The sequence below is a fragment of the Mannheimia sp. genome (assembly GCF_056854775.1).
In genome coordinates, this window is record NZ_JBXGGI010000069.1 from 1 (window position 1) to 25,042 (window position 25,042).

Here is a 25,042-nt window from a genome sequence, read left to right on the forward strand (position 1 = left end):
ATGAGGTTAGAATTCACGGTAAAAAAATTCTCTGGTTAGTCGAGCAAGGAAAAGCAGTGAAACCTGAAAATTATCCTACGCTTATTTATCGTTTAGTAGACGAAAAAGGCTATAAATACAATATGCAAGCAATGTTGCAAAAATTAGCCGAAATTCGACCGCTTGATCTTGCCCCGGAACTGATCGCAAGTAAACGCCAATTAAGCCAACTGTTTAAATGGTTTATTGATGGTAAGCCGCAAGAAAAAATGCCTGAATTATTGAGAGGTTGGCGAGAATCTTTTGGTAAACAATTATTATCGGTGTTATCGCAAAATTAGTTAGGACTATTTGTGTCTAGCACAGTATAATTGCCTAAAAAGGAGTATATATGGAACATAAAAAACTACCTAAAGCACTAGATGCTATTGATTTAAAAATCTTAAACGAGCTACAACGTAACGGAAAAATCTCAAACATTGAGTTATCGAAACGTGTAGGGCTTTCACCAACCCCTTGTTTAGAGCGAGTTAAACGCCTTGAAAAAAATAACGTGATTACAGGTTATAAAGCGTTATTAAATCCGGAATTGTTAGATGCTCCTTTATTGGTTATTGTGGAAATTACCCTTGTGCGAGGTAAGCCCGATGTATTTGAGGAATTTAATAAAGCGATCCAGCAGTTAGACGAAATTCAAGAGTGTCATTTAGTATCGGGAGATTTCGATTATCTACTAAAAACCCGTGTGGCAGATATGGCAGCATACCGTAAATTACTGGGTACAACCTTATTGCGTTTACCGGGCGTGAACGACACCCGAACCTATGTGGTAATGGAAGAAGTAAAACAAACCAACTATTTGTTGTTAAAGTAAGGAGAATTGAGTGTTAGATCAACTCAAACCACATTTTAAAGGTAAAGAAACGTTAATTAAGTTAATGCTTATATTAGCTTGTCTGCTGGGTATTTATTTACTGGTTGCGTGGGCAAGTTATAGTCCGTTAGATAATACCTGGACAGTTGCAAGCACACTTACGCAAACGACCTTAAATAAAGCTGGCGGTTTCGGTGCTTGGAGCATTGATATGCTTTACGCTATGTTTGGAAAAGTAGCGGTATTAATCCCTTTTACCTTAATTATTTCATCAATTTATGTATTAGGTATGGGCTTAAGCTCTGAGATGAAATGGAAAACTTTCTGCTTCCGCTTAATCAGCTTTCTCTTGCTAATGGTTGGGCTTGCAGGCTTATTTAGCGTACTTTTCTCAAACACCGCGTACTATCTTTCCGGTGGATTTATTGGCGGAATTTGGCAATCTGTACTTTCTGAAACGATGGGGCAGTTCGGTGCATTACTTATTGCGATGATTTGTACAGTCGCTGGTTTATATTTCTGCTCAGCTCAATCATTGCTACCTATTTTATTGCAATTCTATGATTGGCTGATGGCAAAAACAGAAGAACGCAAATCTGATGAAGTTTCGCACAATTTGCAAAGTTCGGAGCAAAATCAACCGCTTGCAGTAGAACAAGAAACAACTGTTGATGTAGAGGAAGAAAAACAACCGCAATTTACGGATATTTCAGCGTTCAAACGCCCAAATATCAGTGGATTAAGACAATCTGCCACTGAAACAACCAATAATAATGAAATGTATGATATTGAACCGGATTTAGAACTGCCAACTATTAATATCAATACTCAACTTGAAACTGCTGATGAGGTGATTGAACAAGTTGAACCTGAAGAATTGGATTATCGCTCGCAGCATATTCAAATAAATGACGTTCAAATGCCGACAATTCGTTTAAATACCGCAATTGAAAATGAAATGGAAGCTACAACAACATTTACTGAGACAATCCAAAACGAAGCAATCATTCCTCATGTTCAAATTGAAAATGTGATTGAGGAAGAGTACGAAGAAACGGTTGAAGATGAAATTGATGACGTGCGTGAAATTACACCTGAGTTTATGGTAACACCACCGAAAGCAATGAAAGAGGTTACGGAGCAACCAAGTTACCCGAAAGGGTATGGCGATACCTTAATTCACCCACTTTTACAACGCAAAGTAACTACCGAGAAACCAACAACCCCATTGCCAACATTGGATTTGCTGGATAAAGCTCCTGTTCAAACACAGCAAATTACCGAGCAAGAAATTCGTGATACTTCTGTACGTTTAGAAGCAGAGTTAGCGAATTTTGGTGTGAAAGCAACCGTTGAAGATGTGTTAGTCGGTCCTGTTGTTACTCGCTATGAAATTCAACCTGCAGCAGGGGTTAAAGCATCTAAAATCACCGGTCTAGCCAGTGATATTGCTCGTGGATTAATGTTTAAGGCAATTCGTATTACTGAAGTTATTCCAAATAAACCCTATATGGGGATTGAAACACCAAACAAACATCGTGAAACCGTGTGGTTGCATGATGTATTAGATAGCGATGAATTCCTCCATACCACTGCAACCTTGCCAATGGCTCTCGGTAAGGATATCAGCGGTAATCCTGTTGTGGTTGATATGGCGAAAATGCCGCATCTATTAGTTGCAGGGCAAACGGGTGGCGGTAAATCGGTTGGAGTGAATACAATGATTTTAAGCCTCTTGTTCAAGCTTACGCCTGAGCAAGTTCGCTTTATTATGATCGACCCGAAAGTGGTGGAGCTTTCCATTTATAACGATATTCCGCATTTATTAACGCCGGTAGTAACTGATATGAAAAAAGCAGCCAATGCGTTACGCTGGGCGGTGGAAGAGATGGAACGTCGCTATATTTTAGTAAGTCATTTACAGGTGCGTAATATCGAAGGCTACAATGCTAAAATTGACCAAGCGGCGGCAATGAATTTACCAATTCCAGATCCAACGTGGCGACCGGGCGATTCAATGGACAGTTTACCTCCGCCACTACAAAAATTAAGCTATATTGTCTTAATTGTTGATGAATTTGCCGATTTGATGATGTCTGCCGGCAAAGAAGTTGAAGAGTATATTATGCGAATTGCACAAAAAGCAAGGGCTGTCGGTATTCATTTAATTCTTGCTACCCAACGCCCATCAACGGATGTAATTACAGGCGTGATTAAAGCGAACATTCCAAGCCGTATAGCCTTTACGGTGGCGAGCCAAATCGACTCAAGAACGATTTTAGACTCTGGTGGTGCAGAAGCCTTATTGGGACGAGGCGATATGCTTTACTCTGGGGCGGGAAGTCCGGATATTATCCGCGTACACGGGGCATTTATGAAAGATGAAGAAGTACAACGTGTGGCAGATAACTGGCGAGCAAGAGGCAAACCTAACTATCTTGATAGCATTGTAGAATCGAAATCAGATGATAATGACGCTAAAAATGATAATGCAGGGGGAGATTTAGATCCGCTATTTGACGAAGTCGTAGAATATACTATTGAGACAGGTTCGGTTTCCATTAGTAACATTCAACGCCGATTCTCACTAGGGTTTAACCGAGCCGGCAGAATTGTGGATCAAATGGAAGCACAGGGGATTGTGTCTGAACCGGGTAAGGGCGGAAAACGAGAAGTGCTTGCAAGATAAGCTTTAATTAGAAATACAAGCGGTCAGATTTCATTAAAAGTTTACAACTTTTGAAAAAAATCTGACCGCTTGTTTTTATTTAAATTAAATAAATCATAGTATAAAAAGTGCCTTTGAGCTAAAATCAATCTAATTTTTAATTTTCGTTTATGGATTGGAGAAGATTATGCGATTAGGTGGGTTAAGACGTAGTAATAACGTGGAAGACAGACGTGCAAGTGGTTCAGGGAGAATGTCCGTTGGGCGAGGTAAAGGGGGCATTCTTACCTTTATTATTGTGCTGGTCGGAGCTTATTATGGCGTGGACTTAAGCGGTTTAATGGGCGGTCAAGAAAGCTACCAACAAGCATCATCAAAATTGGAAAGTTCTGAAGAAGCACATTTAGAAGATTTATCTTCTAAAGTGTTAGCCAGCACAGAAGATATTTGGAATGCTTATTTCAAACAAAATGGTCTAACTTATAAAGAGCCAACTTTAGTACTTTATCGTGGTGCAACTCAAACGGCTTGCGGTACAGGTCAATCGGCAATGGGTCCTTTCTATTGCCCTGTAGATCAAAAAGTATATATTGATTTATCATTCTATGATGATATGCGTAAAAGACTGAGAGCATCGGGAGAATTTGCTTTCTCTTATGTGATTGCACACGAAGTAGGGCACCACGTTCAGAATTTATTAGGCATTACAGGTAAAACTCAGCGTGAACAGATGAGAGCTAAGTCTAAAGCGGTAGCAAATCAGATTTCAGTCAATGTAGAATTGCAAGCAGACTGCTTTGCTGGCGTTTGGGGGCATCAACTTGCTCAGCAAAATAGATTAGAGCAACGTGATATTGAAGACGCTTTTAATGCTGCACAGGCTGTAGGCGATGATAGATTACAACAGCAAAGTCGAGGTTATGTTGTGCCGGATAGTTTTACACACGGCTCGTCAGCTCAACGTTTAGAGTGGTTCAAAAAAGGCTTAACTGCGGGCAATCCATCAGTTTGTAATACATTTAATTAAAAAGTGAATTAAATATTTGAAATGCCTTTATTGTTGTACTATTATGATAGTACAACTTTATTTTTATTTAGAGAGTGAAAAATGGCTTATACAGATGCTAAAAATGATGATGTTAGAATCACAAATATTGAAGAATTATTACCCCCAGTTGCATTATTAGAACGCTATCCTGCCAGCGATGTAGCAGCAGAAACTGTTGAACAAACTCGTAAAGCAATCCATAAAATTTTACACGGAGCTGATGATCGTTTGTTAGTGGTAATTGGACCTTGCTCAATTCACGATCCGAAAGCAGCGTTAGAATACGCACAAAAAATCAAAGAAATGCGTGCAAATCCTACAATTAACCAAAATTTAGAAGTAGTAATGCGTGTATATTTTGAAAAGCCGCGTACAACTGTAGGCTGGAAAGGTTTAATCAACGACCCATATTTAAATGAAACCTATGCGTTAAATGATGGTTTGCGTATCGCTCGTAAAGTGTTATCAGATATCAATGATTTAACCGTACCAACAGCGGGTGAGTTCTTAGATATGATCACTCCGCAATATATGGCAGACTTTATGAGCTGGGGAGCAATTGGGGCGAGAACGACAGAATCGCAAGTTCACCGTGAGCTTGCCTCAGGTTTATCTTGTGCCGTTGGCTTTAAGAATGGTACAAATGGTGGTGTGAAAATTGCATTAGATGCGATTTCTTCAGCAAAATCACCGCACCATTTCTTATCTGTTACCAAATTTGGACATTCTGCGATTGTAACGACCGCAGGTAATCCGGATTGTCATATTATTTTACGTGGTGGCGATAAATGCACTAATTACGATGCAGTATCTGTTGCTGAAGCTTGTGCAGCTATCGAAAAAGCCGGTAATCGTCCACACGTTATGGTTGATTTTAGCCACGCAAACAGCCAAAAACAATTTAAACGCCAAATGGACGTTTGTGAAGATGTTTGCAGACAAATTGCGAGTGGTTCAGACTTTATTTCAGGTGTGATGATTGAAAGCCATTTAGTGGAAGGTCGCCAAGATTTAATCGAAGGTAAAGGCTTAGAGGCCTTAGTTTACGGACAAAGTATTACTGATGCTTGTATTGGCTGGGAAGATAGCGAAAAAGCACTATTTGCTTTAGCCCAAGCAGTGGAACAACGCCGTAAAAATCGTCCGTAAAATTTCAATTTTTAACTAATTTTTATATAATGGCGTACGTTTAAACGTATGCCTTTTATTTTCTTAGAGAGATTATGACAACAATTCTTGCCTTAGATAGCGCAACAGAAGCCTGTTCGGTTGCGTTACTGCATAATGGGAAAATTTCCACCCTTGATGAAATTAGCCCTCGTTCCCATACACAACGTATTTTGCCAATGGTTGATGAATTACTTACGCAGGCGAATATTCAGATCAAAGACGTTAATTATTTAGTATTCGGACGTGGTCCGGGCAGTTTTACGGGGGTTAGAGTGGGCGTAAGTGTTGCTCAAGGCTTAGCAATGGGAGCAAACTTGCCTGTAGTGGCTGTCTCTAATCTAAAAGCAATGGCAGAAGAAGCCTACCAAAAACTCGGTGCAGAAAATGTCATTGCATTAATTGATGCCCGAATGAATGAAGTTTATTTTGCTCAATTTTCCAGAAACGGTAATGAATGGAATGAGATAGTAACAGAACAAGTCTGTTCGCCTGAAGCTGCAATTCAACAATTTCAATTAATTGAAAATACTGTTGTAGTCGGTACAGGCTGGGCGGCGTATTCGCAATTTTCCGAACAAAATTTACCGCTTGTAGTTAGCGAAATTACCTTACCTTCAAGCCGGCATATGTTATCTATTGCACAGTCAGAAATGGCAAAAGGTAATGTTCAGTCTGCACTTGAAATCGAACCTGTTTATCTAAGAAATGAAGTAACTTGGGAAAAATTACCGAATAAACGATAAATACAAGCGGTTAAATTTTGTTATTTTTTTGCAACTTGCAAATTTCTAGAGAAATTTAACCGCTTGTTATCTATTATAACTTACCCAATTTTTGCTTGTAGTGATAACGACAGACTGAAAGATATTTATCATTACCGCCAATTTGGATTTGTTCGCCTTCTTTAATTGCTTCGCCTTTCTCGTTTAAACGAATAACGAAATGAGCTTTTTTACCACAATCACAGATAGTTTTTAGCTCTTCTAATTCATCTGCCCACGCCAATAAATATTTACTCCCTTCAAATAATTCTACTTGGAAATCAGTGCGTAATCCATAGCAGAGTACAGGAATTTTTAATTTATCAACCACATCAGTAAGCTGGTAAACTTGAGCTTTGGTAAGAAATTGAGATTCATCAATTAAGATACAGTGTAACGTTTTATTGTTGTGAGATTGCTTAATTTCTGCAAATAAATCAGTTTCAGCATTAAATAATGTCGCCTCTTGAGAAATACCAATACGAGAACTGACTTTCCCAACACCAAAACGGTCATCAATCGCAGCGGTATAAACTAATGTATTCATACCACGTTCTTGATAATTATAAGAAGATTGAAGTAGCGTAGTCGATTTGCCCGCATTCATTGATGAGTAGTAAAAATAGAGCTTTGCCATATTTGATAGATAATAAAAAAACGGCTAACAATTTAGCCGTTTATGATTGGAAATTAAACGTTGTCGATTTGACCTAAAAGTGAACGTAAACGATCTTGGAAGTTTTGTTGCTCCACTTTTAATTGTTCATACTCATTGCGTAATGTTTCGTTTTCTTGTCTTGCTGTATCGTTTTTACCTTTTAATTCTTCAACTTCTAATTGAAGTAATTGAATAGTTTCAACAGCTTGTTTGATTTTTTCTTCTAATTGGTCTAAAACCGATAATGACATAATAAATTCCCTCTAAATGATGTAAAACTTGTAAAGATTATACTCTAAATCAGACCTTATTTTCATAAAAAAGTTTGGTTATTTATGAATTTTTATGCAAATGATGATTTTTTAGTAACGCAGGCTTCTCGTTACTGTTAAAATATAATCTCTCTTCTTTTAAAGTTTTTCTTTCAAGAAACTAAGGAACAAAAATGAAACGAACTCTTTCTTTTGAATTTTCTCGTGTAACAGAAGCTGCTGCACTTGCAGCTTATTCTTGGCTTGGGCGTGGTAATAAAAATGCGGCGGATGAAGCGGCTGTTAAAGCAATGCGTTTTATGCTAAACCAGATGGAAATACGCGGAGAAGTTGTTATTGGCGAGGGCGAAATTGATGAAGCTCCAATGTTGTATATTGGTGAAAAAATTGGTTTATCTCGTCTGGAAGATGAAGAAATCAGTATAGCAGTTGATCCGATTGATGGAACGCGTATTACCGCGATGGGGCAATCAAATGCACTGTCGGTACTTGCTGCAGGGGGGAAAGAAACATTCTTAAAAGCTCCTGATATGTATATGGAAAAGCTGGTTGTCGGTCCTGAATGCAAAGGAATGATTGATTTAAACCTACCGCTTGAGCAAAATCTTCGCCGTGTAGCCTCTAAAAAAGGCAAATTACTTTCTCAATTAACGATTGCTATTTTAGCGAAACCTCGCCACGAACAAATCATTGCTGATGTGCAAAAACTTGGTGTAAGGGTTATAGCTATTCCAGATGGCGATGTGGCAGCAGCAGTACAGTGTTGTTTACCAGATGGTGAATTAGATCTGCTTTATGGTATTGGCGGAGCACCGGAAGGCGTTGTTGCCGGTGCGGCAATCCGAGCCTTAGGTGGCGATATGAATGTAAAACTCATTCCCCGTAACCAAGTAAAAGGTAATAGTCCTGAGCATTTAACCGCGACGGAAAAAGAGCTTTCTCGTTGTAAAGAGATGAATGTACCGATTAATACGGTGCTGAAATTAGAAGATTTAGTGCGTGATGATAATATTGTTTTTGTCGCAACAGGTATTACATCAGGCGATTTATTGAAGGGAATTAAGCGTAGAGGCAATATTGCTAGCACAGAAACCCTATTAATTCGCGGTAAATCACGAACTATCCGTAGAATCCAATCTGACCATTACGTTGATCGTAAAGATAATGAGCTACTTTCATTAATGGATTTATAATTTCCCTCATAAAATCGGGCAATACGCCCGATTTTTTTATGTTTTTCCAATACGTTGTAACGCTTATTCAGACTGATGGGTATTGATTGCACATAAATTAAATCCTAATGTTTCTGCAACCACACAAATTGTCTGAAATTTCACTTGGCTCGGGTCTTTAAATAAACGTTTAAGAGTAGAGCTTGAAACGCCTGTTTGCATCTCAAGCGTAGTAAGTTCGATCCCCAATAATTTCCTTTGTGCATTTAATTGCTTTCCAAAATGCTCCAAGTCATTAATTTTATTCTTCTCAAATAATTTCTGTTCTTCTTGCTCCTGCTTTAAAGCCTGTTTTCTGAGTTGATTTAACTGGTTAATCTGATTTTGTAATTCTACTGAAAGCTTCATAATTATCTCTATGGCTCATATTGGATCTTTTCTGGTCTTATTATAAATAAAATGGATTAAAAAAGGTCTTTTGTTGCATTAAGGTTTATATTTAATCTTAAATCATTTTTGAGAGACATTCAATATATCAAATATAAGCTTTAATTGATTTAAGCCAGGTTAAAAATATGGGATTATTTGTGTTAAAATAGCTGTACTAAAATGAAATAAAGAGAGGAATTTATGGATCTCGCTTATTTGGCAAAAATGCCGCAAGAGGAATTTACCGCACGCCGTGAACGTGTATTTGAGCAAATGCAGGATAACTCAGCATTATTGATTTTTACCGAGTCAGAAAAATGTCGTAACAATGATTGTGATTATTTATTCAGACCCGATAGCTACTTCTGGTATCTCAGTGGATTTGCTGAGCCTCAATCAGCCATATTATTGATTAAACAAGCAGATAAAACAGAAAGCATTATTTTTGTTCGGAAAAAAGACCCTTTAATGGAAACCTGGAATGGGAAGCGATTAGGCACTGAAAATGCTCCTAAAACGTTACAGTTTCACGAAGCTTTTGATGTTGAGGAAATAAATGCCGTTCTTGCAAAAAAATTAGCAAATTTGACCGCTTGTTATTATGCAAGGGGCTTGCAGGAATGGGGCGATAACATTCTTTTTTCTACATTTGATGAAATGAACGCAAATCGTCAAAAAACACCTACTACATTGATTGATTGGCAGCCGATGTTATCTGAAATGCGATTAATTAAGTCAGAACTCGAAATTGCACTTATTCAACAGGCTTGCCATATTTCTTCGATGGCACATATCCGAGCAATGAAACAAACTCGTCCAAATCGTTATGAGTTAGAAATTGAGGGGGAAATGCAGCACGAATTTACCCGCTTTGGAGCAAGATTTCCTGCCTATAATTTTATTGTAGCAGGCGGAGAGAATGCTTGCATTTTGCACTATAATGAAAATGACCAAGTGTTAAATGATGGTGATTTATTACTGATTGATGCAGGTGCGGAATTTGCTTATTACGCCGGCGATATCACTCGAACGTTTCCGATTAACGGCAAATTTTCCGAGCCACAAAAAGAACTGTATGAATTAACACTTACGATGATAAAAGAAGCAACAAAACTACTTGTGCCGGATAGTTCTATTAAGGCAGCTAATGATAAAGCAGTGCAAATTCTCACAGAAGGTTTGGTTCGTTTAGGTATTTTGACTGGAAATGTGGACGAATTGATTGAGCAAAAGGCATATCGTCAATTTTATATGCACGGCTTAGGGCATTGGTTAGGATTAGATGTGCACGATGTTGGCGATTATGGCACAGAGCGGGATCGTCCATTACAAATTGGTATGGTGCTGACAGTTGAGCCGGGTATCTATATTCCGAAAGAAGCAGATGTACCGGAGCAATATAAAGGCATTGGAATCCGTATTGAAGATAACCTGCTGATTACCGATTATGGTAATAAAAATTTAACCAGTGGTTGCCCGAAAGAAATTGCTGATATTGAGCAGTTGATGCAATCGGCACAATAAATTTGCAATTTTTTGTAAAGAAATGACCGCTTGCTTTGATATTTTTCTGAATTTCGCTTAAGCTAACTCAACCAAACACAGTGTTTGGGGTTAGCACATTAAGGAGTAGTATATGTATTTTGAAATTTATCAAGATGCTAAAGGCGAATACCGCTGGCGTTTAAAAGCAGGTAACCACGAAGTAGTTGCAACAGGCGAAGCGTATAAAACCAAACAAAGTTGCCAAAAAGGTATCGAAGCAGTTAAAAAAGTAACCGCAGAAACAGAAGTTAAAGATTTAACTAAAGCTGAAGCATAATAAATAAAGCCCTGATATTTTGAATATTAGGGCTTTGTTATTTATGCAAAAAATATGACTAATTATTCAATTTAATGGTTGCGGATTTTTCTAAAAAAGCTAATATAGTGGCTACTATTACGAGGAAGATTATGCACAACACAGAATTAGCTTTAGCACAGTGGTTTAGACAATCTACGCCCTACGTTAATATGCACAGGGGGAAAACCTTTGTGATTATGCTTGATGGCGATGTTATCGAAAGCCCAAATTTTATCAATATTATCAATGATATTAGCTTATTGCATAGCTTGAATATCAAATTAGTGATTGTGTTTGGGGCAAGACCGCAAATTAATCAGCTCTTAACCCAAAATAATATTGAGCCTGAGTATTACAATAATATCCGAATCACAAATCCGCAATCGCTAGAGTATGTTAAACAAGCGGTAGGGAAAGTGCATTACGACTTATTTGCCCGCCTTTCGTTGCGTTTACCGCATTCCGAAGTGATTAATGTAGTGAGCGGTAATATGATCTTGGCTCAGCCAATTGGCGTAGTTGATGGGGTAGATTATGCCTTAAGTGGCAAAATTCGTCGCATTAATGTGGAGAGCATCAAACAGCAGCTTGCTCAAAATTCAATCGTATTACTTGGACCTATAGCCCCTTCTGTAACAGGAGAGATGTTTAATTTACCGTTTGAAGATATTGCCACTCAAGTTGCAATTAAACTTCGTGCCGATAAATTAATCGGTTTTTGTGAAGAGCAGGGGATTTTAGATGAAGCAGGCAATGTCATTTCGGATATCTTGCCACAAGATGCACAAAAGGTGCTGAACAATTTAATCGAGCAAGGGCAGTATCATACGGCAAAAGCCCGTTTTTTACAGGCAGCGATCAGTGTTTGTCGAGAGGGGGTAAAACGTTCCCATTTACTGAGCTATAAAGAAGATGGCTCACTACTGCAAGAGTTATTCTCTCGTGATGGTATCGGTACACAGTTCTCAATGGAAAGCTCGGAAAATATTCGCATTGCTACTGCAAGAGATATTCCGGGATTACTGGATTTAATTCGTCCTCTTGAACAACAGGGCATTCTGGTTAAACGCTCTCGTGAACAGCTAGAAATGGAAATTGCTAACTATACTATTATTGAGCGGGATGGCGTAGTAATTGCGTGTGCGGCATTGAATGTCTATTCGGAAGAAAAAATGGCAGAAATGGCTTGCGTGGCGGTTCACCCGGATTATCGAGATTCCTCAAGAGGCGATATTTTATTGGAGAATATCCGCAAAAGAGCAGAGCAGTTAGGAATGGAAAAACTCTTTGTGCTAACCACCCGAACTACTCAATGGTTTCAAGAACGTGGCTTTAGATTAGCAGATGCTCAAGATTTACCTCGTTATAAGCGAGAAAATTATAACTATCAACGCAGATCAAAAGTGTTGATATTGCCACTCTAAGATAAGAAAATCCCTTTATCTTTCAATAAAGGGATTTTGCAATTTTCAGCGGAAATTTAACCGCTTACAGGGAGTTTTTATCGCCACGAGATAGGCTAATCACCCCGGAACGAACAATTTCAACGATTGAAGTTTCTTCTTTCACAGCCTCAATAAATGCATTAAGTTTTTCACTCGAACCTGAGAGCTGAATGGTGTAAAGTTTCGGGGTTAAATCCACGATTTGTCCACGATAAATATCCACCATACGTTTTAATTCATCACGAGATGAACCTGTTGCACGTACTTTCACTAATAACACTTCACGCTCAACGTGTTCATAAGCACTTAAATTACTTACTTTAAATACATCAACTAATTTGTGTAATTGTTTTTCGATTTGCTCTAGTACTTTTTCTTCGCCTTGTGCAACAATCGTCATTCGTGGAAGGCTTGAGTCATCGGTTGGAGCAACAGTTAAACTTTCAATGTTAAAGCCACGTTGTGAGAACAGGGCAACCACACGAGATAACGCACCTGATTCATTTTCTAATAATACTGCTAATGTTCTACGCATTTGTTCTCTCCGTTTTACTTAACATCATTTCATTCATTGCACCGCCACGAATTTGCATTGGATAAACGTGTTCTGTTTCATCAATCAAAATATCTACAAAGACCAATTTATCTTTAATGCTAAAGGCTTGAGTTAATTTTTCTTCCAATTCAGACGGGTGATCAATTTGAATACCAACGTGTCCATAAGCTTCCGCTAATTTAGCGAAATTTGGTAGAGAATTCATATACACTTGTGAATGACGACCTGAATAGATAATATCTTGCCACTGTTTTACCATACCTAAGAAACGGTTGTTTAAGCTGATAATAACAACAGGGGTGCCGTACTGTTTAGCAGTTGAAAGCTCTTGAATATTCATCTGAATACTGCCATCGCCCGTTACACAAATAACCGTTGCCTCCGGGTGAGCAAATTTAACGCCCATTGCAGCCGGTAAGCCAAAGCCCATTGTACCTGCACCACCTGAGTTAATCCAACGGCGTGGTTTATCAAAGCCATAATGAAGTGCAGCAAACATTTGGTGCTGACCGACATCTGATGCAACATAGGCTTCACCATTAGTAAGTTTGTGGATCATTTTAATTACTTGCTGTGGTTTAATTACCTCTGAGCTTTCTTCAAAAGATAAGCAGTTACGAGCTTTCCATTCATCAATTTGTTGCCACCAAGCGGTCAAATCTGTCTGACTTTTTGCAAGATTTTCATCATCTAATAATGATAAAAATTCATCAACTACATTTTTTGCACTGCCTACAATCGGAATATAAGCCGGTACGGTTTTTGAAATAGAGGCTGGGTCAATATCAACGTGAATTACTTTCGCATTAGGGCAGTATTTGGCTAAATTATTTGTTGTACGATCATCAAAACGCACACCAATACCTAAAATTAAATCACTTTCGTGCATTGCATTGTTTGCTTCATAAGTACCATGCATACCGAGCATTCCTAAGAATTGTCTATCAGAAGCAGGGTAAGCACCTAACCCCATTAATGAGGTTGTAACCGGAAGATTTAGTTTTTGAGCAAACTCAGTAACTTCTGCAGAGCATTCTGCATTAATTACACCACCACCAATGTAGAGAATAGGCTTTTTCGCAACCAATAAGGCTTTCAATGCTTTTTTGATTTGCCCTTTATGACCTTGTACTGTTGGATTGTATGAACGCATTGATACTGATTTCGGATACTCATACGGATATTTATTTAATGGGTTTACCATATCTTTCGGAATATCAATCACAACAGGACCGGGACGACCGGTTGAAGCAATGTAGAATGCTTTTTTGATGATATGAGGAATATCTTCCGTATTTTTTACCAAGAAGCTATGCTTTACTACAGGACGAGAGATACCAATCATATCGCACTCTTGGAAAGCATCGCTCCCAATAAGGTTAGATGGAACTTGCCCTGATAGGATTACCATTGGGATAGAATCAGTATAAGCGGTTAAAATACCTGTAATGGTATTGGTTGCTCCCGGTCCTGAAGTAACCAGCACGCACCCCACTTTACCGGTAGAACGAGCATAGCCGTCTGCCATATGTACAGCAGCTTGCTCGTGGCGGACTAAAACGTGGTTTAAGCCAAGTGTATGAATGGCATCATAAATATCAAGTACAGAGCCACCCGGATAACCGAAAACGTATTCAACGCCTTCATCTTTAAGGGACTGTACCACCATTTCTGCACCAGAAAGTTTTTTCATTAAATCCTCCAACCAAAAATCGCATTAAGTTGGTTCGATTCTGCAGGATTTTTTTATAGCTGTCTAGCTATGTCTTTAACAAGAATTCTGGTTTTATCTGCTTTTTAAGCTAATAAAATCGGATTTTTATAAAGATAAAGTTAGAAAATGGCGGCATTATGATTTTATATACTATATTTTATGCTTTTAGCAAAATTTAAATCTTTATTACCAAAAACAATTGTTTGAACAAAAAATACTCATTAAAATAATTTAAAATTTGCAAAAAAGTAATGAAATATGACCGCTTGTAAGGTTAGGCTTCTTCAAGTAATGTTAGTTTTTCATTCGCATCGGTTGTAATCTTAGCGATAGCATTGCGATAAGTTATTTCTAAAGTTTCTCGGCTGGTCGCAATTACACCTTGATCACTCAAAAAGCCATCTTTGACATCATAAACCCAGCCGTGTAATGAGAGCAATTTTCCTCTTTCCCACGCGGATTTGATAATAGAAGATTGTCCTAAATTATAAACTTGCTCTGCTACGTTCAATCGAGTTAGTACATTTGATCTCTCTTCATAAGGCAATTTACCTAATAAATGGCTATGTTTAAACCAAATATCTCGAATGTGGAGTAACCAGTTATTAATTAAACCAAGATCATTTTGTGCCATTGCAGCATTAATACCACCGCAATTGGTATGACCGCAGATGATAATATGTTCAATTTCTAGCACATCTACTGCATATTGTACGACGGATAAACAGTTTAAATCAGTATGAATAACCATATTCGCTACATTTCTATGCACAAATAATTCACCCGGTTCTAAACCTGTTAGTTTTTCAGCAGGAACACGGCTATCTGAGCAACCAATCCATAAATAGGTTGGCTTTTGATGCTCGGCTAATTTTTTGAAATAATCGGATTGTTCGTCCTTCATCTGAGTTGCCCAAGCGTGGTTATTCGCAAACAGACGTTCAATTTTCTCCATAAATTCTCCTCTTTACTCTCTATGTTTTATCCGACTAGGATTATATGATTAAATTAAAAAGTAGGGTAGGCAAAAATAAAAATGCCCTTTGTGTGAAAGGGCATTTATTAATCCAATAATAAGTGAATTATTGTGTTGCTTGAATAGCGGTTAATGCGATTGTATAAACAATGTCATCAACTAAAGCCCCACGAGATAAGTCATTTACAGGCTTACGCATACCTTGTAGCATTGGACCGATAGAAACTAAATCTGCAGAACGTTGTACTGCTTTATAAGTGGTATTACCAGTATTTAAGTCTGGGAACACAAATACCGTTGCTTTACCTGCTACCGGCGAATTTGGTGCTTTAGAACGAGCAACATCTTCCATAATAGCCGCATCATATTGTAATGGACCATCAATTATTAAGTCCGGGCGTTTTTCCTTAGCAATACGAGTAGCTTCTTTCACTTTCTCAACATCGGCTCCCGAACCGGAAGTACCTGTTGAGTAAGAGATCATTGCAACACGAGGATCAATACCAAATGCTTTTGCTGATTCTGCCGATTGGATTGCAATTTCAGCTAATTGTTCAGCGGTTGGATCCGGGTTTACCGCACAGTCGCCATATACCAATACTTGATCAGGTAATAGCATAAAGAAGATTGAAGAAACAATTGAGCTACCCGGTGCAGTTTTAATAATCTGCATTGGTGGACGAATAGTATTGGCGGTTGTATTTACAGCACCTGATACTAAACCATCAACTTCACCGGCTTCAAGCATCATCGTACCTAATACAACATTGTCTAATAATTGCTCACGAGCAACGACTTCTGTCATACCTTTTGCTTTACGCAGTTCAACTAAACGATCAACATAGTTTTCACGAATAGTTGCAGGATCGATAATCGTAATACCTTTGCCTAATACTACACCTTGAGCTTCAGCAACACGTTCTACCTCTGTAGGTGGTGCGAGTAGTACACATTCTGCAATACCGCGTTCAGCACACAATGCAGCAGCTTTTACTGTACGAGGCTCATCGCCTTCCGGTAATACAATACGTTTTTTCGCTTGACGGGCATATTCTGTTAATTGATAACGGAATGCAGCAGGGGATAGACGACGGGTACGAGTACCGGCTTTAGACATTTCATCAATGAAGTTCACATTAAATTGGCTTGCCATATACTCTTTGATCGCAGCAATACGCTCTTTATCATCTACAGGTACTTCTAAGCTGAAACTTTGTAAGCTCAATGCAGTTTGCCACGTGTTTCCTTCAATACGGAATACAGGAACACCTGTTTCAAAAGCTTGTTGGCAAAGTTTAGCAATTGTACTATCAATTTTATAACCACCGGTTAATAAAATTGCACCAATTTTCACACCATTCATTACGGCAAGTGAAGCAGCAACTAATACTTCCGGACGATCAGCAGAAGTTACTAATAAACTCCCGGCTTTAAAGTGATCCACCATATGTGGCAAGCTACGAGCACAGAAAGTTACACCACGAATACGGCGAGTTTTAAGTTCACCTTCATTAATAATTGAAGCACCTAAATGTTTAGCTACATCAATAGCACGAGTCGCAATCAACTCTGCTTTCCAACTAATACAACCTAATAGTTCAATCGGGCTTTTCGCAAAAAGATTTTCTACTTCAGAAACATTATTATTAGAATGTTGGAATGAATCGAAGATTTCAGTTAAATCAGGACGAGTTCTACCGGAATCATCAACAGGAGCATTGAATTTATTAATAATGACACCTAATAAATTCGGATTGTGGCGACCACCAAACTGTGAAGCAGCAGCTTCAATACGTTCTTTCAATTGAGCCGGTGTATCTGAAGCCGGAGCTGCAACTAAGATAATTTCAGCATCAAGTGATTGTGCAATCTCATAGTTAATGCTGTTTGCATAAGAATTTTTACGGGTTGGAATTAAACCTTCAATAATGATAATTTCATTATTTTTAGACAGTTTTTGATGACGTTCTACCACTTTTTCCAATAAAACATCTGTTTGGTTCTGACCAATCAATGCTTCTGCTTCGCTTAGCATAAATGGTTCGCCAACTTCAGTAGTTTGGTCTGCACGAATAATTGTAGTTGAGCGGTCTAAAGTATCTTCGCCACTAATAGGCTGAGCAATAGGTTTTAAGAAACCAACTTTAGAGCCTTTTTGCTCTAATGCGTGGACTAAACCCAAGCTGACGCTGGTTAAGCCGACACCTGTTGAAATAGGAATAAGAATAATTGTTCTAGACATAATTATTTCCAATTAGAAAGTGAAAGGGCAGAAACTCTGCCCCTGTATCATTATAATGCTAATTTAGCGGTATCTTGTGCAATTACTAACTCTTCGTTAGTTGGGATTACTACAGCTTTAAACGCTGAGTCATCAGTTGTAATTACACCGTCTTTACCAAAGCGAGCAGCTAGGTTACGCTCATTATCTAACTTAATACCAAATAATTTTAAGTGATTTAACGTTAATTCACGCACTAAACCTGAATTTTCGCCGATACCACCTGTGAATGCGATAGCATCTAAGTGATCTGCACCTAAAATTGCCATATATGAACCAATGTATTTTGCTAAACGGTAGCTATAAACATCTAAAGCACGTTTTGCTTCAGGTTTAGATTCATCATTATAGTTATCTTCAGAATAACGGCAGTCGCTAGTTACATCTGTTAAGCCCAAAAGACCTGATTTTTTCACTAGAGTATCGTCAATCTCTTTCATTGACATACCTAAGTTATTGTATAAGAAGGTGATAATTGCCGGGTCAAGATCACCTGAACGGGTACCCATCACTAAACCTTCTAATGGTGTTAAACCCATTGACGTATCAATACATTTGCCGTTACGTACAACAGAGACTGAACCACCATTACCTAAGTGGCAAATAATGGTGTTGGTTTGCTCAACCGGTTTACCCACAAGTGCAGCCACTTGAGAAGTAAGATAGAAATGACTTGTACCGTGAAAACCGTAACGACGAATACCGTGTTCTTTATAGAATTTATATGGAAGAGCATATAAGAATGCGTGTTCAGGCATCGTTTGGTGGAATGCTGTATCAAAAACAGCTACGTTTTTATCTTTTAATTCTGGGAAAATATTGAACGCTTCTTTGATACCGATTAAATGAGCAGGGTTATGTAACGGAGCGAACTGAACAGCTTCTTCAATACCTTTAATCACTTCATCTGTAATCACAACAGAAGATGTAAATTTCTCACCACCGTGAACAATACGATGACCGATAGCACCAATATTTGCTTTTAATTCATCAGACAATAATTTTTCAGCAATAAATGTAAGTGCTTCACTATGTGCCGCACCTGCACCTAAATCGGCATTACCTTTCTCTCCATTTAACTTCCATTTGATACGTGCATCTTCTAAGTGAAAAGCTTCCGCAAGACCTGATAATTTTTCATCACCGGTTTTAGGATCTAAAATAGCGAATTTAAGAGATGAACTACCGCAGTTAAGGATTAAGATTAAGTTTTTAGACATGGTCAAATTACCTTATTTTATGAAATGACTTTGAATAGCATACAAATTTTATCTGTATATTCAGGTACAAAGGATACACCTTTCAGCCATTAAAATAAATCCTTGAAGTTAAAGAAAGGTAAAAATATGATTAAAATTTGATATAACAGGGTATAAATGCGAAAAAACATAGCAAACAAGCGGTTATTTTTCTAAAATATTTTGCAATTTTGTTGTTCTATTTCATCTGGAGATTTTTTATGCTAAATAGAAGAAAATTTATTCAACTCGGTGCAAGTGCAATGCTTATTTTAGGTACTCAACCGTCGGCTTTTGCCAAAAATGCTCAAAATAAAGCCGCATTACGTGTAATTGCTACAACCGATATTCACAGTTTCTTAACCGATTTTGACTATTATAAAGATGCCCCAACCGATAAATTTGGTTTCACTCGTGCTGCAACTTTAATTAAGCAAGCCAGAGAAGAAGTGAAAAATAGTGTACTGGTGGATAATGGCGATTTAATTCAAGGCAATCCGATTGCAGACTACCAATCCACCAAAGGTTCAAAAGAGGGCAGAGCAGAGCCTTCAATTATGGCATTAAATGCGATGCAATATGATGCAGGGACGCTCGGTAATCACGAATTTAACTATGGTCTAGCTTATTTAGATGATGCTATCAAACAAGCTAAATTCCCCATTGTGAATGCTAATATTGTAAAACCGGGTACAGACGATCCATTCTTCAAACCTTATGATATTCAAGAGAAAAAAGTCATTGATGAAAACGGCAAAGAACAAACCGTCAAAATCGGCTATATCGGTTTTGTACCACCGCAAGTAATGGTTTGGGATAAAGCAAATCTTGAAGGTAAAGTTGAAGCTCGAGATATTGTTAAAACCGCACGAAAATATATTCCACTTATCAAGGAAGCGGGGGCAGATGTGATTATTGCTCTAGCTCACACAGGTCCATCTGATGAACCTTATCAAGAGGGTGCGGAAAACTCAGCTTTTTATCTTGCTGATGTAAAAGGTATTGATGCAGTAATTTTCGGACATTCACACCGTTTATTCCCAAATAAAGAATTTGCACAATCGCCAAATGCAGATATTGAAAAAGGCACAATGAAAAATGTTCCTCAAAGTATGGCAGGTTATTGGGCAAATAATATCAGTGTGATTGATTTAAGTTTAGCTCAACATAATGGCAAATGGGGCGTGGTGGACGGCAGAGCAGAGTTGCGTCCAATTTATGATGCCGAAGCGAAAAAAGCAAAAGTTGAAAACCACCCGGAAATTGTGGCATTATTAAAAGAAACACACGAAGAAACGCGTAAATTTGTGGCTCAACCGATTGGTAAAGCAACAGATAATATGTACAGCTATCTTGCGTTAGTTCAAGATGACCCAACCATTCAAATTGTAAACCAAGCACAAAAAGCCTATGTGGAAAACGTAGTTAAAGGCTTGCCCGAACTTGCAGGTATTCCTATTTTAAGTGCCGGAGCACCATTTAAAGCAGGCGGTCGTAAAAACGATCCAACAGGCTATACTGAAGTAGATAGAGGCGAATTAACGTTCCGTAATGCGGCAGATTTATACCTTTATCCAAATACGTTAGTGGTGGTTAAAGCAAGCGGTGCAGAGCTGAAAGAGTGGTTAGAATGCAGTGCAGGAATGTTCAAACAAATTGATACAACGAGTGATAAACCACAATCTTTACTTGATTGGACAGGCTTTCGCACCTATAACTTTGATGTGATTGATGGCGTAAATTATCAATTTGACTTAACCCAACCGGCTCGCTATGACGGCGATTGTAAGTTAATTAATGAAAACGCACACCGTGTAGTAAATCTCACTTTTGACGGTAAACCTGTTGAACCAAACCAAGAGTTTTTGATTGCAACGAACAACTACCGAGCTTATGGTGCTAAATTCCCGGGAACCGGCGATAAACATATTGTTTTTGCTGCACCTGATGAAAATCGCCAAGTGTTAGCGAATTATATTACCTCAGAAAGTAAAGATCACGGACAAGTCAGTCCAAAAGCGGATAACAACTGGAGAATCGCTCCAATTAACGCAACGGTAAAACTGGATATTCGTTTTGAAACATCGCCAACGGAAAAAGCAAAAACTTTTATAAAAGAGAATGCACAATATCCGATGGAATATATTGAAAATGATGAAACAGGCTTTGCGGTGTATCGTATTGATTTAACTAAGTAAATAGTAAATAACAAGCGGTTGAATTTTATAGAAATTTTGCAAAAAATTTAAAAAATTCAACCGCTTGCTTTAGCTAAAACTGAGCAGAAATATTTTGACGGATTTCATCAAAATTTGTTTCTTTAACCAATTTACCGTTTTCAAAAACCAGCTCTAAAAGATCATCAGAAAAATCATCAAGAGCAGTTAAGCCATCAACATAGCTATCTAAAGTAATTACTTTTACTCGACCTTTTTGCGATTTTTTCAAACCATCATCAGTTTTTGGGGCTTTGAAAATGGCTTTCTCAACGCCATTAATTGTGATAGAAGTAGCTTTAATCGCAAAACCAAGCGTATCTCTTGTATTACGTTGATAGGTTTGAGCCCCTACACCAAACACAATATTACTGGATGCGAAGCCTTTTGTTTCTAATCCTTCCAAAATTTTAACCATTTTTTCATAGGTTACGCCATCGCCATAAATAGCACCAATATGCGGATTAAGCACTTTATAGCCTTTGTTATTGATTGTTCCACCAAAAATATCCCATAAACATTCAATTAATCCTTTACGTTCGTAGTCGGTTTCGGCTGTAACATCGCCACAAATAATGGCAAAGAAATCACCACTATCAGGACGAATAACAATTTTTGCCGATTCCGGGCGAGCGAGAATTTCCTCTTTGAGCAATGGTAAATTTACCGTGATGTTATGCCAAAAATCGGTGGTATCTGCCACAATAGAGAGCATATTATTGGGGTATTTACCCATTAAATAGCGGAATGTTGGTAATTCATCAACACCGTGCGAACTCATTACAGAATGCTCGGAAGCAGGAATGGACGTTCCGATAAGATTTTTTGAACCATAGTAGGCTTCAACAAATGAAATGGCGGGGATTGTATCTGTGCCTAAAAATGAGGTTAAATGCCCGGCTCCTGAGCTTTCAGCTGATTCTAACGAACTCATTCCACGCATTGAAAAATCGTGAGATTGGAAGGGGAGATGACTATTATTATCGCAAGTTTGCTCAGAAAATTGCATTAATGTTTTACGATAAGCAAAAGCAATAGATGCCGATGTTATCGGCTGCCATAGAGAAACATTAATCAATGTTTCCAAATAATTAGTGAGCCAAAAGAAATCAGGATGTGTGTTTTCGATAGTCATCATCGGCACTTTGATTGCAACCGATTTACCTTCAGGAATGGCTTTAATTCTAATCGGTAAATAGCCTAATTGATGTAATTGTGCAATATGTTCGCCGGAATCTTCAATTTGTAAGGTATCTGCAATAAATCTCGTATATTCAGTAACAACGTCAAATTCTGAGCGAGAGAAAAAGTTATCATTAAAATAATGGATTAAATATTTTACAATAAATGCTTGGAAACCAAATGAAACAATACGATGAAGAAAAGGTGCTTTTGCATTACTACGAGGCGTAAAGGTACTGTATAAAAATTGAGAGCCTTCCGGATATTGTATTCTGTGGGAAGTTTTATAAAAATCACACAATAATGATGGGATTGCAGTAGATCTGATTTTTTTATCTAATATGCTGTTCATTTAGTAAAGTCCTTATCTCATTTTAAGTGGCTAAAGCCTAACATAACTTAGTTGAAAATGGAAAGTATTTATTACAAAAAGACATAAATCAAAATAATCTTCCTTAATAAAAATTTCGCATAACGTATATTATGTTAAATAAAGTATTAAAATAATGAATTCTATAAATCCATAAACAACTTTCCTTTCAAATATCCATTTATACATTCAAAAAAAACAAACGGTCATCTCTTTTGCAAAAAATACAAAAAATCTGACCGCTTGTAAGTTTAGGATGAACAACTACTTCAACTGTTTAAAGGCTTGTAGTAAATCCGCTTTAATATCTTCCACGTGTTCTAAACCGACTGAGAAACGTAATAAGGTATTAGTGATACCACGAGCGATACGTTCTGCCTCTGGAATATCCATATGGGTTTGGGTTGCTGGGTAAGTGATAAAACTTTCTGCTCCACCTAAACTTTCCGCAAAGGTAATCAAGTTTATCGCTTTTAAGAATTTAGGTACCCATTCTTCTTTTTGCAGACGGAACGACACCATGCCGCTTTTGCCTGAATAAAGCACGCTGTCAATTTCCGGCTGCTCTGCTAAAAATTTAGCAATTTCAGTGGCGTTATATTGATGGCGTTCCATACGTAATGCTAAGGTTTTCATACCACGCACGGCAAGATAGGAATCAAACGGCGAAAGTACTGCACCGGCACAGTTTTGGAAATAGAATAAACGCTCGCTTAAGTTTTGTCCGTTTACTTTAGTCGCTTCTGAATCTTTTGCCACAATTAAGCCGGCTAACACATCATTATGGCCGGATAAATATTTGGTCGCACTATGAATCACAATATCTGCACCGTGTTCAATCGGGCGGAATAAAGCTGGAGTTAAGAACGTATTATCTACAATCAACATTAAGTTGTGTTTTTTCGCAATTTTAGAAATTGCGGCGACATCGCACTCTTCCATTAACGGATTGGACGGTGTTTCCACAAAAATCGCTTTGGTATTAGGGGTAATTGCTGCCTCAATCGCGGCTAAATCTGCCGTATTCACATACACAGGCTTTAAAGTACCGTGATTTTTGTGGCTGAAATCGAATAAACGGTAAGAACCACCGTAAACATCGCTTGAAATAATCCATTCATCAGGGGCTTTAAATAGCGACATCACTAACTGAATTGCCGCCATACCGGATGCCATCGCAAAGCCTGCATCGCCACCTTCTAAATCAGCAATCCCCTGCTCTAGCACGGCACGGGTTGGATTTTTGGTGCGGGTGTAATCCCAACCAGTTGATTCGCCCAAGCCATCACGACCATAAGCGGTAGAAAGAATAATCGGCATTGCTACCGCTCCAGTGCGAGGGTCGGTGCGGTTGCCAATTTGAACTAAAGTCGTTTCGATGTTGTTGAATTTTGTCATTGTTATTATCCTTCATTTACATTTTTATAGATTATTGAGATCTAACACGTCTGTCATATCAAACAGTCCGTTTTGTTTGGTGTTTAACCATTTTGCTGCACGTACCGCGCCGTTAGCAAAGGTCATTCGGCTTGAGGCTTTGTGGGCAATTTCCACACGTTCTCCTTCATCGGCAAACCATACGGAGTGTTCACCGATTACATCACCGGCACGAATAGTCGCAAAGCCGATTTCATCACGCTTACGTTCTCCTGTAATACCGTTACGCTCAAATACGCCGTGCGTTTTTAAATCACGACCGAGCGTTTTCGCAATATGTTCGCCCATTGATAACGCTGTGCCTGATGGTGCATCCACTTTGTGGCGATGGTGAGCTTCAATGACTTCGATATCGCAATAATCGCCCATCACTTTTGCCGCTTTTTCTAACAGTTTAAATACTAAATTTACGCCTACGCTGTAGTTTGAGGCAAACACGATACCGATTTTTTCTGCAGCAGATTGAATTGCCGCTTTGCCTGCATCATCAAAACCTGTGGTACCAATTACCATTTTCTTATTATTTTCCACACAGATAGCGATATGCTCTAACGTACCTTCCGGGCGAGTGAAATCAATTAATAAATCAAATTTATCAGCATTTTTTGCCACATCATCTGACACAACAACGCCTAAGCTACCAATGCCGACTAATTCTCCGGCATCCGCTCCAACTAATGATGAACCTTTACGCTCAAAAGCTGCACCTAGCTCTACCCCTTGGGCATTTTGCACCGCAGTGATAAGATTACG

At 38.3% G+C, this 25,042-nt stretch carries 21 protein-coding genes and 1 pseudogene; 11 read left to right on the forward strand and 11 right to left on the reverse strand.

Annotation, left to right across the window (positions count from 1 at the left end):
• From ACJHV0_RS05155 to tsaB, 6 genes and pseudogenes are all read left to right on the forward strand, one after another.
• Window positions 1-320, forward strand: a pseudogene (locus tag ACJHV0_RS05155) (ribonuclease D); the annotation flags it as partial.
• Between the two features lie 50 nt (window positions 321-370).
• Complete coding sequence (gene lrp / locus ACJHV0_RS05160; protein ID WP_025236006.1) at window positions 371-853, forward strand: leucine-responsive transcriptional regulator Lrp; 483 nt, start codon at window positions 371-373, stop codon at window positions 851-853.
• 10 nt (window positions 854-863) lie between these two features.
• Window positions 864-3,542, forward strand: coding sequence for a DNA translocase FtsK (locus ACJHV0_RS05165; protein ID WP_483133569.1), 2,679 nt, complete (start codon window positions 864-866; stop codon window positions 3,540-3,542).
• Window positions 3,543-3,708: 166 nt separating this feature from the next.
• On the forward strand, window positions 3,709-4,548 hold the full coding sequence (ypfJ, locus tag ACJHV0_RS05170; protein WP_334236364.1) for a KPN_02809 family neutral zinc metallopeptidase: 840 nt from the start codon (window positions 3,709-3,711) through the stop codon (window positions 4,546-4,548).
• An 81-nt stretch (window positions 4,549-4,629) separates the two neighbouring features.
• Entirely contained in the window at window positions 4,630-5,718 is a 1,089-nt protein-coding gene (gene aroG, locus ACJHV0_RS05175) for a 3-deoxy-7-phosphoheptulonate synthase AroG (protein WP_483133570.1), read from the forward strand.
• 71 nt (window positions 5,719-5,789) lie between these two features.
• A complete protein-coding gene (gene tsaB / locus ACJHV0_RS05180; RefSeq protein ID WP_483133580.1) occupies window positions 5,790-6,482 on the forward strand; it encodes a tRNA (adenosine(37)-N6)-threonylcarbamoyltransferase complex dimerization subunit type 1 TsaB in 693 nt (230 codons plus the stop codon).
• A 73-nt stretch (window positions 6,483-6,555) separates the two neighbouring features.
• Here tsaB and ACJHV0_RS05185 read toward each other — a convergent pair whose 3' ends face one another.
• Together ACJHV0_RS05185 and zapB are read right to left on the reverse strand one after the other, a co-directional pair.
• Window positions 6,556-7,137, reverse strand: coding sequence for a thymidine kinase (locus ACJHV0_RS05185; protein WP_483133571.1), 582 nt, complete (start codon window positions 7,135-7,137; stop codon window positions 6,556-6,558).
• A gap of 53 nt (window positions 7,138-7,190) precedes the next feature.
• Entirely contained in the window at window positions 7,191-7,409 is a 219-nt protein-coding gene (zapB, locus tag ACJHV0_RS05190; protein ID WP_025236000.1) for a cell division protein ZapB, read from the reverse strand.
• Between the two features lie 194 nt (window positions 7,410-7,603).
• Between zapB and glpX the strand changes: the two genes are divergently transcribed.
• Window positions 7,604-8,623 carry a class II fructose-bisphosphatase gene (gene glpX / locus ACJHV0_RS05195; RefSeq protein ID WP_283385864.1) on the forward strand — a complete coding sequence of 340 codons (1,020 nt, stop codon included), beginning with the start codon at window positions 7,604-7,606 and terminating at the stop codon, window positions 8,621-8,623.
• Between the two features lie 63 nt (window positions 8,624-8,686).
• Here glpX and ACJHV0_RS05200 read toward each other — a convergent pair whose 3' ends face one another.
• Window positions 8,687-9,010, reverse strand: coding sequence for a transcriptional regulator (locus ACJHV0_RS05200; RefSeq protein WP_334229239.1), 324 nt, complete (start codon window positions 9,008-9,010; stop codon window positions 8,687-8,689).
• 222 nt (window positions 9,011-9,232) lie between these two features.
• Between ACJHV0_RS05200 and pepP the strand changes: the two genes are divergently transcribed.
• From pepP to argA, 3 genes are all read left to right on the forward strand, one after another.
• Window positions 9,233-10,555 (forward strand): Xaa-Pro aminopeptidase, encoded by a 1,323-nt coding sequence (pepP, locus tag ACJHV0_RS05205; RefSeq protein ID WP_483133572.1) that lies wholly within the window; start codon window positions 9,233-9,235, stop codon window positions 10,553-10,555.
• Window positions 10,556-10,667: 112 nt separating this feature from the next.
• Entirely contained in the window at window positions 10,668-10,853 is a 186-nt protein-coding gene (locus tag ACJHV0_RS05210) for a YegP family protein (RefSeq protein WP_025235997.1), read from the forward strand.
• A 131-nt stretch (window positions 10,854-10,984) separates the two neighbouring features.
• Entirely contained in the window at window positions 10,985-12,298 is a 1,314-nt protein-coding gene (argA, locus tag ACJHV0_RS05215) for an amino-acid N-acetyltransferase (RefSeq protein ID WP_334253971.1), read from the forward strand.
• Between the two features lie 64 nt (window positions 12,299-12,362).
• Here argA and ilvN read toward each other — a convergent pair whose 3' ends face one another.
• From ilvN to ACJHV0_RS05240, 5 genes are all read right to left on the reverse strand, one after another.
• The gene (ilvN, locus tag ACJHV0_RS05220) at window positions 12,363-12,854 is read right to left on the reverse strand and encodes an acetolactate synthase small subunit (RefSeq protein ID WP_483133573.1); all 492 of its coding nucleotides are present in this window, start codon (window positions 12,852-12,854) and stop codon (window positions 12,363-12,365) included.
• Window positions 12,847-14,568 carry an acetolactate synthase 3 large subunit gene (locus ACJHV0_RS05225; RefSeq protein WP_483133574.1) on the reverse strand — a complete coding sequence of 574 codons (1,722 nt, stop codon included), beginning with the start codon at window positions 14,566-14,568 and terminating at the stop codon, window positions 12,847-12,849. Before ACJHV0_RS05225 ends, ilvN begins: the two co-directional genes overlap by 8 nt.
• 295 nt (window positions 14,569-14,863) lie before the next feature.
• Window positions 14,864-15,544 (reverse strand): carbonate dehydratase, encoded by a 681-nt coding sequence (can, locus tag ACJHV0_RS05230; RefSeq protein WP_483133575.1) that lies wholly within the window; start codon window positions 15,542-15,544, stop codon window positions 14,864-14,866.
• Window positions 15,545-15,671: 127 nt separating this feature from the next.
• The gene (pta, locus tag ACJHV0_RS05235) at window positions 15,672-17,807 is read right to left on the reverse strand and encodes a phosphate acetyltransferase (RefSeq protein WP_283385870.1); all 2,136 of its coding nucleotides are present in this window, start codon (window positions 17,805-17,807) and stop codon (window positions 15,672-15,674) included.
• Between the two features lie 50 nt (window positions 17,808-17,857).
• On the reverse strand, window positions 17,858-19,066 hold the full coding sequence (locus ACJHV0_RS05240; protein ID WP_483133576.1) for an acetate kinase: 1,209 nt from the start codon (window positions 19,064-19,066) through the stop codon (window positions 17,858-17,860).
• 239 nt (window positions 19,067-19,305) lie between these two features.
• On the opposite strand from ACJHV0_RS05240, the gene cpdB reads away from it, so the two are divergent.
• Entirely contained in the window at window positions 19,306-21,282 is a 1,977-nt protein-coding gene (cpdB, locus tag ACJHV0_RS05245) for a 2',3'-cyclic-nucleotide 2'-phosphodiesterase (RefSeq protein ID WP_483133577.1), read from the forward strand.
• Window positions 21,283-21,355: 73 nt separating this feature from the next.
• Here cpdB and ACJHV0_RS05250 read toward each other — a convergent pair whose 3' ends face one another.
• The 3 genes from ACJHV0_RS05250 to dapB form a co-directional block, all read right to left on the reverse strand.
• Window positions 21,356-22,834, reverse strand: coding sequence for a nicotinate phosphoribosyltransferase (locus ACJHV0_RS05250; RefSeq protein ID WP_483133578.1), 1,479 nt, complete (start codon window positions 22,832-22,834; stop codon window positions 21,356-21,358).
• 282 nt (window positions 22,835-23,116) lie between these two features.
• Window positions 23,117-24,250, reverse strand: coding sequence for a methionine biosynthesis PLP-dependent protein (locus tag ACJHV0_RS05255; RefSeq protein WP_334253966.1), 1,134 nt, complete (start codon window positions 24,248-24,250; stop codon window positions 23,117-23,119).
• Window positions 24,251-24,274: 24 nt separating this feature from the next.
• The coding region (gene dapB, locus ACJHV0_RS05260; protein ID WP_483133579.1) for a 4-hydroxy-tetrahydrodipicolinate reductase at window positions 24,275-25,042 on the reverse strand (768 nt) is incomplete at its 5' end.

Coding starts and splice junctions, on each gene's coding strand:
- lrp (WP_025236006.1), top strand. CDS start 371: ATGGAACATAAAAAACTACCTAAAGCACTAGATGCTATTGATTTAAAA.
- ypfJ (WP_334236364.1), top strand. CDS start 3,709: ATGCGATTAGGTGGGTTAAGACGTAGTAATAACGTGGAAGACAGACGT.
- aroG (WP_483133570.1), top strand. CDS start 4,630: ATGGCTTATACAGATGCTAAAAATGATGATGTTAGAATCACAAATATT.
- ACJHV0_RS05185 (WP_483133571.1), bottom strand. CDS start 7,137: ATGGCAAAGCTCTATTTTTACTACTCATCAATGAATGCGGGCAAATCG.
- zapB (WP_025236000.1), bottom strand. CDS start 7,409: ATGTCATTATCGGTTTTAGACCAATTAGAAGAAAAAATCAAACAAGCT.
- glpX (WP_283385864.1), top strand. CDS start 7,604: ATGAAACGAACTCTTTCTTTTGAATTTTCTCGTGTAACAGAAGCTGCT.
- ACJHV0_RS05200 (WP_334229239.1), bottom strand. CDS start 9,010: ATGAAGCTTTCAGTAGAATTACAAAATCAGATTAACCAGTTAAATCAA.
- pepP (WP_483133572.1), top strand. CDS start 9,233: ATGGATCTCGCTTATTTGGCAAAAATGCCGCAAGAGGAATTTACCGCA.
- ACJHV0_RS05210 (WP_025235997.1), top strand. CDS start 10,668: ATGTATTTTGAAATTTATCAAGATGCTAAAGGCGAATACCGCTGGCGT.
- argA (WP_334253971.1), top strand. CDS start 10,985: ATGCACAACACAGAATTAGCTTTAGCACAGTGGTTTAGACAATCTACG.
- ilvN (WP_483133573.1), bottom strand. CDS start 12,854: ATGCGTAGAACATTAGCAGTATTATTAGAAAATGAATCAGGTGCGTTA.
- ACJHV0_RS05225 (WP_483133574.1), bottom strand. CDS start 14,568: ATGAAAAAACTTTCTGGTGCAGAAATGGTGGTACAGTCCCTTAAAGAT.
- can (WP_483133575.1), bottom strand. CDS start 15,544: ATGGAGAAAATTGAACGTCTGTTTGCGAATAACCACGCTTGGGCAACT.
- pta (WP_283385870.1), bottom strand. CDS start 17,807: ATGTCTAGAACAATTATTCTTATTCCTATTTCAACAGGTGTCGGCTTA.
- ACJHV0_RS05240 (WP_483133576.1), bottom strand. CDS start 19,066: ATGTCTAAAAACTTAATCTTAATCCTTAACTGCGGTAGTTCATCTCTT.
- cpdB (WP_483133577.1), top strand. CDS start 19,306: ATGCTAAATAGAAGAAAATTTATTCAACTCGGTGCAAGTGCAATGCTT.
- ACJHV0_RS05250 (WP_483133578.1), bottom strand. CDS start 22,834: ATGAACAGCATATTAGATAAAAAAATCAGATCTACTGCAATCCCATCA.
- ACJHV0_RS05255 (WP_334253966.1), bottom strand. CDS start 24,250: ATGACAAAATTCAACAACATCGAAACGACTTTAGTTCAAATTGGCAAC.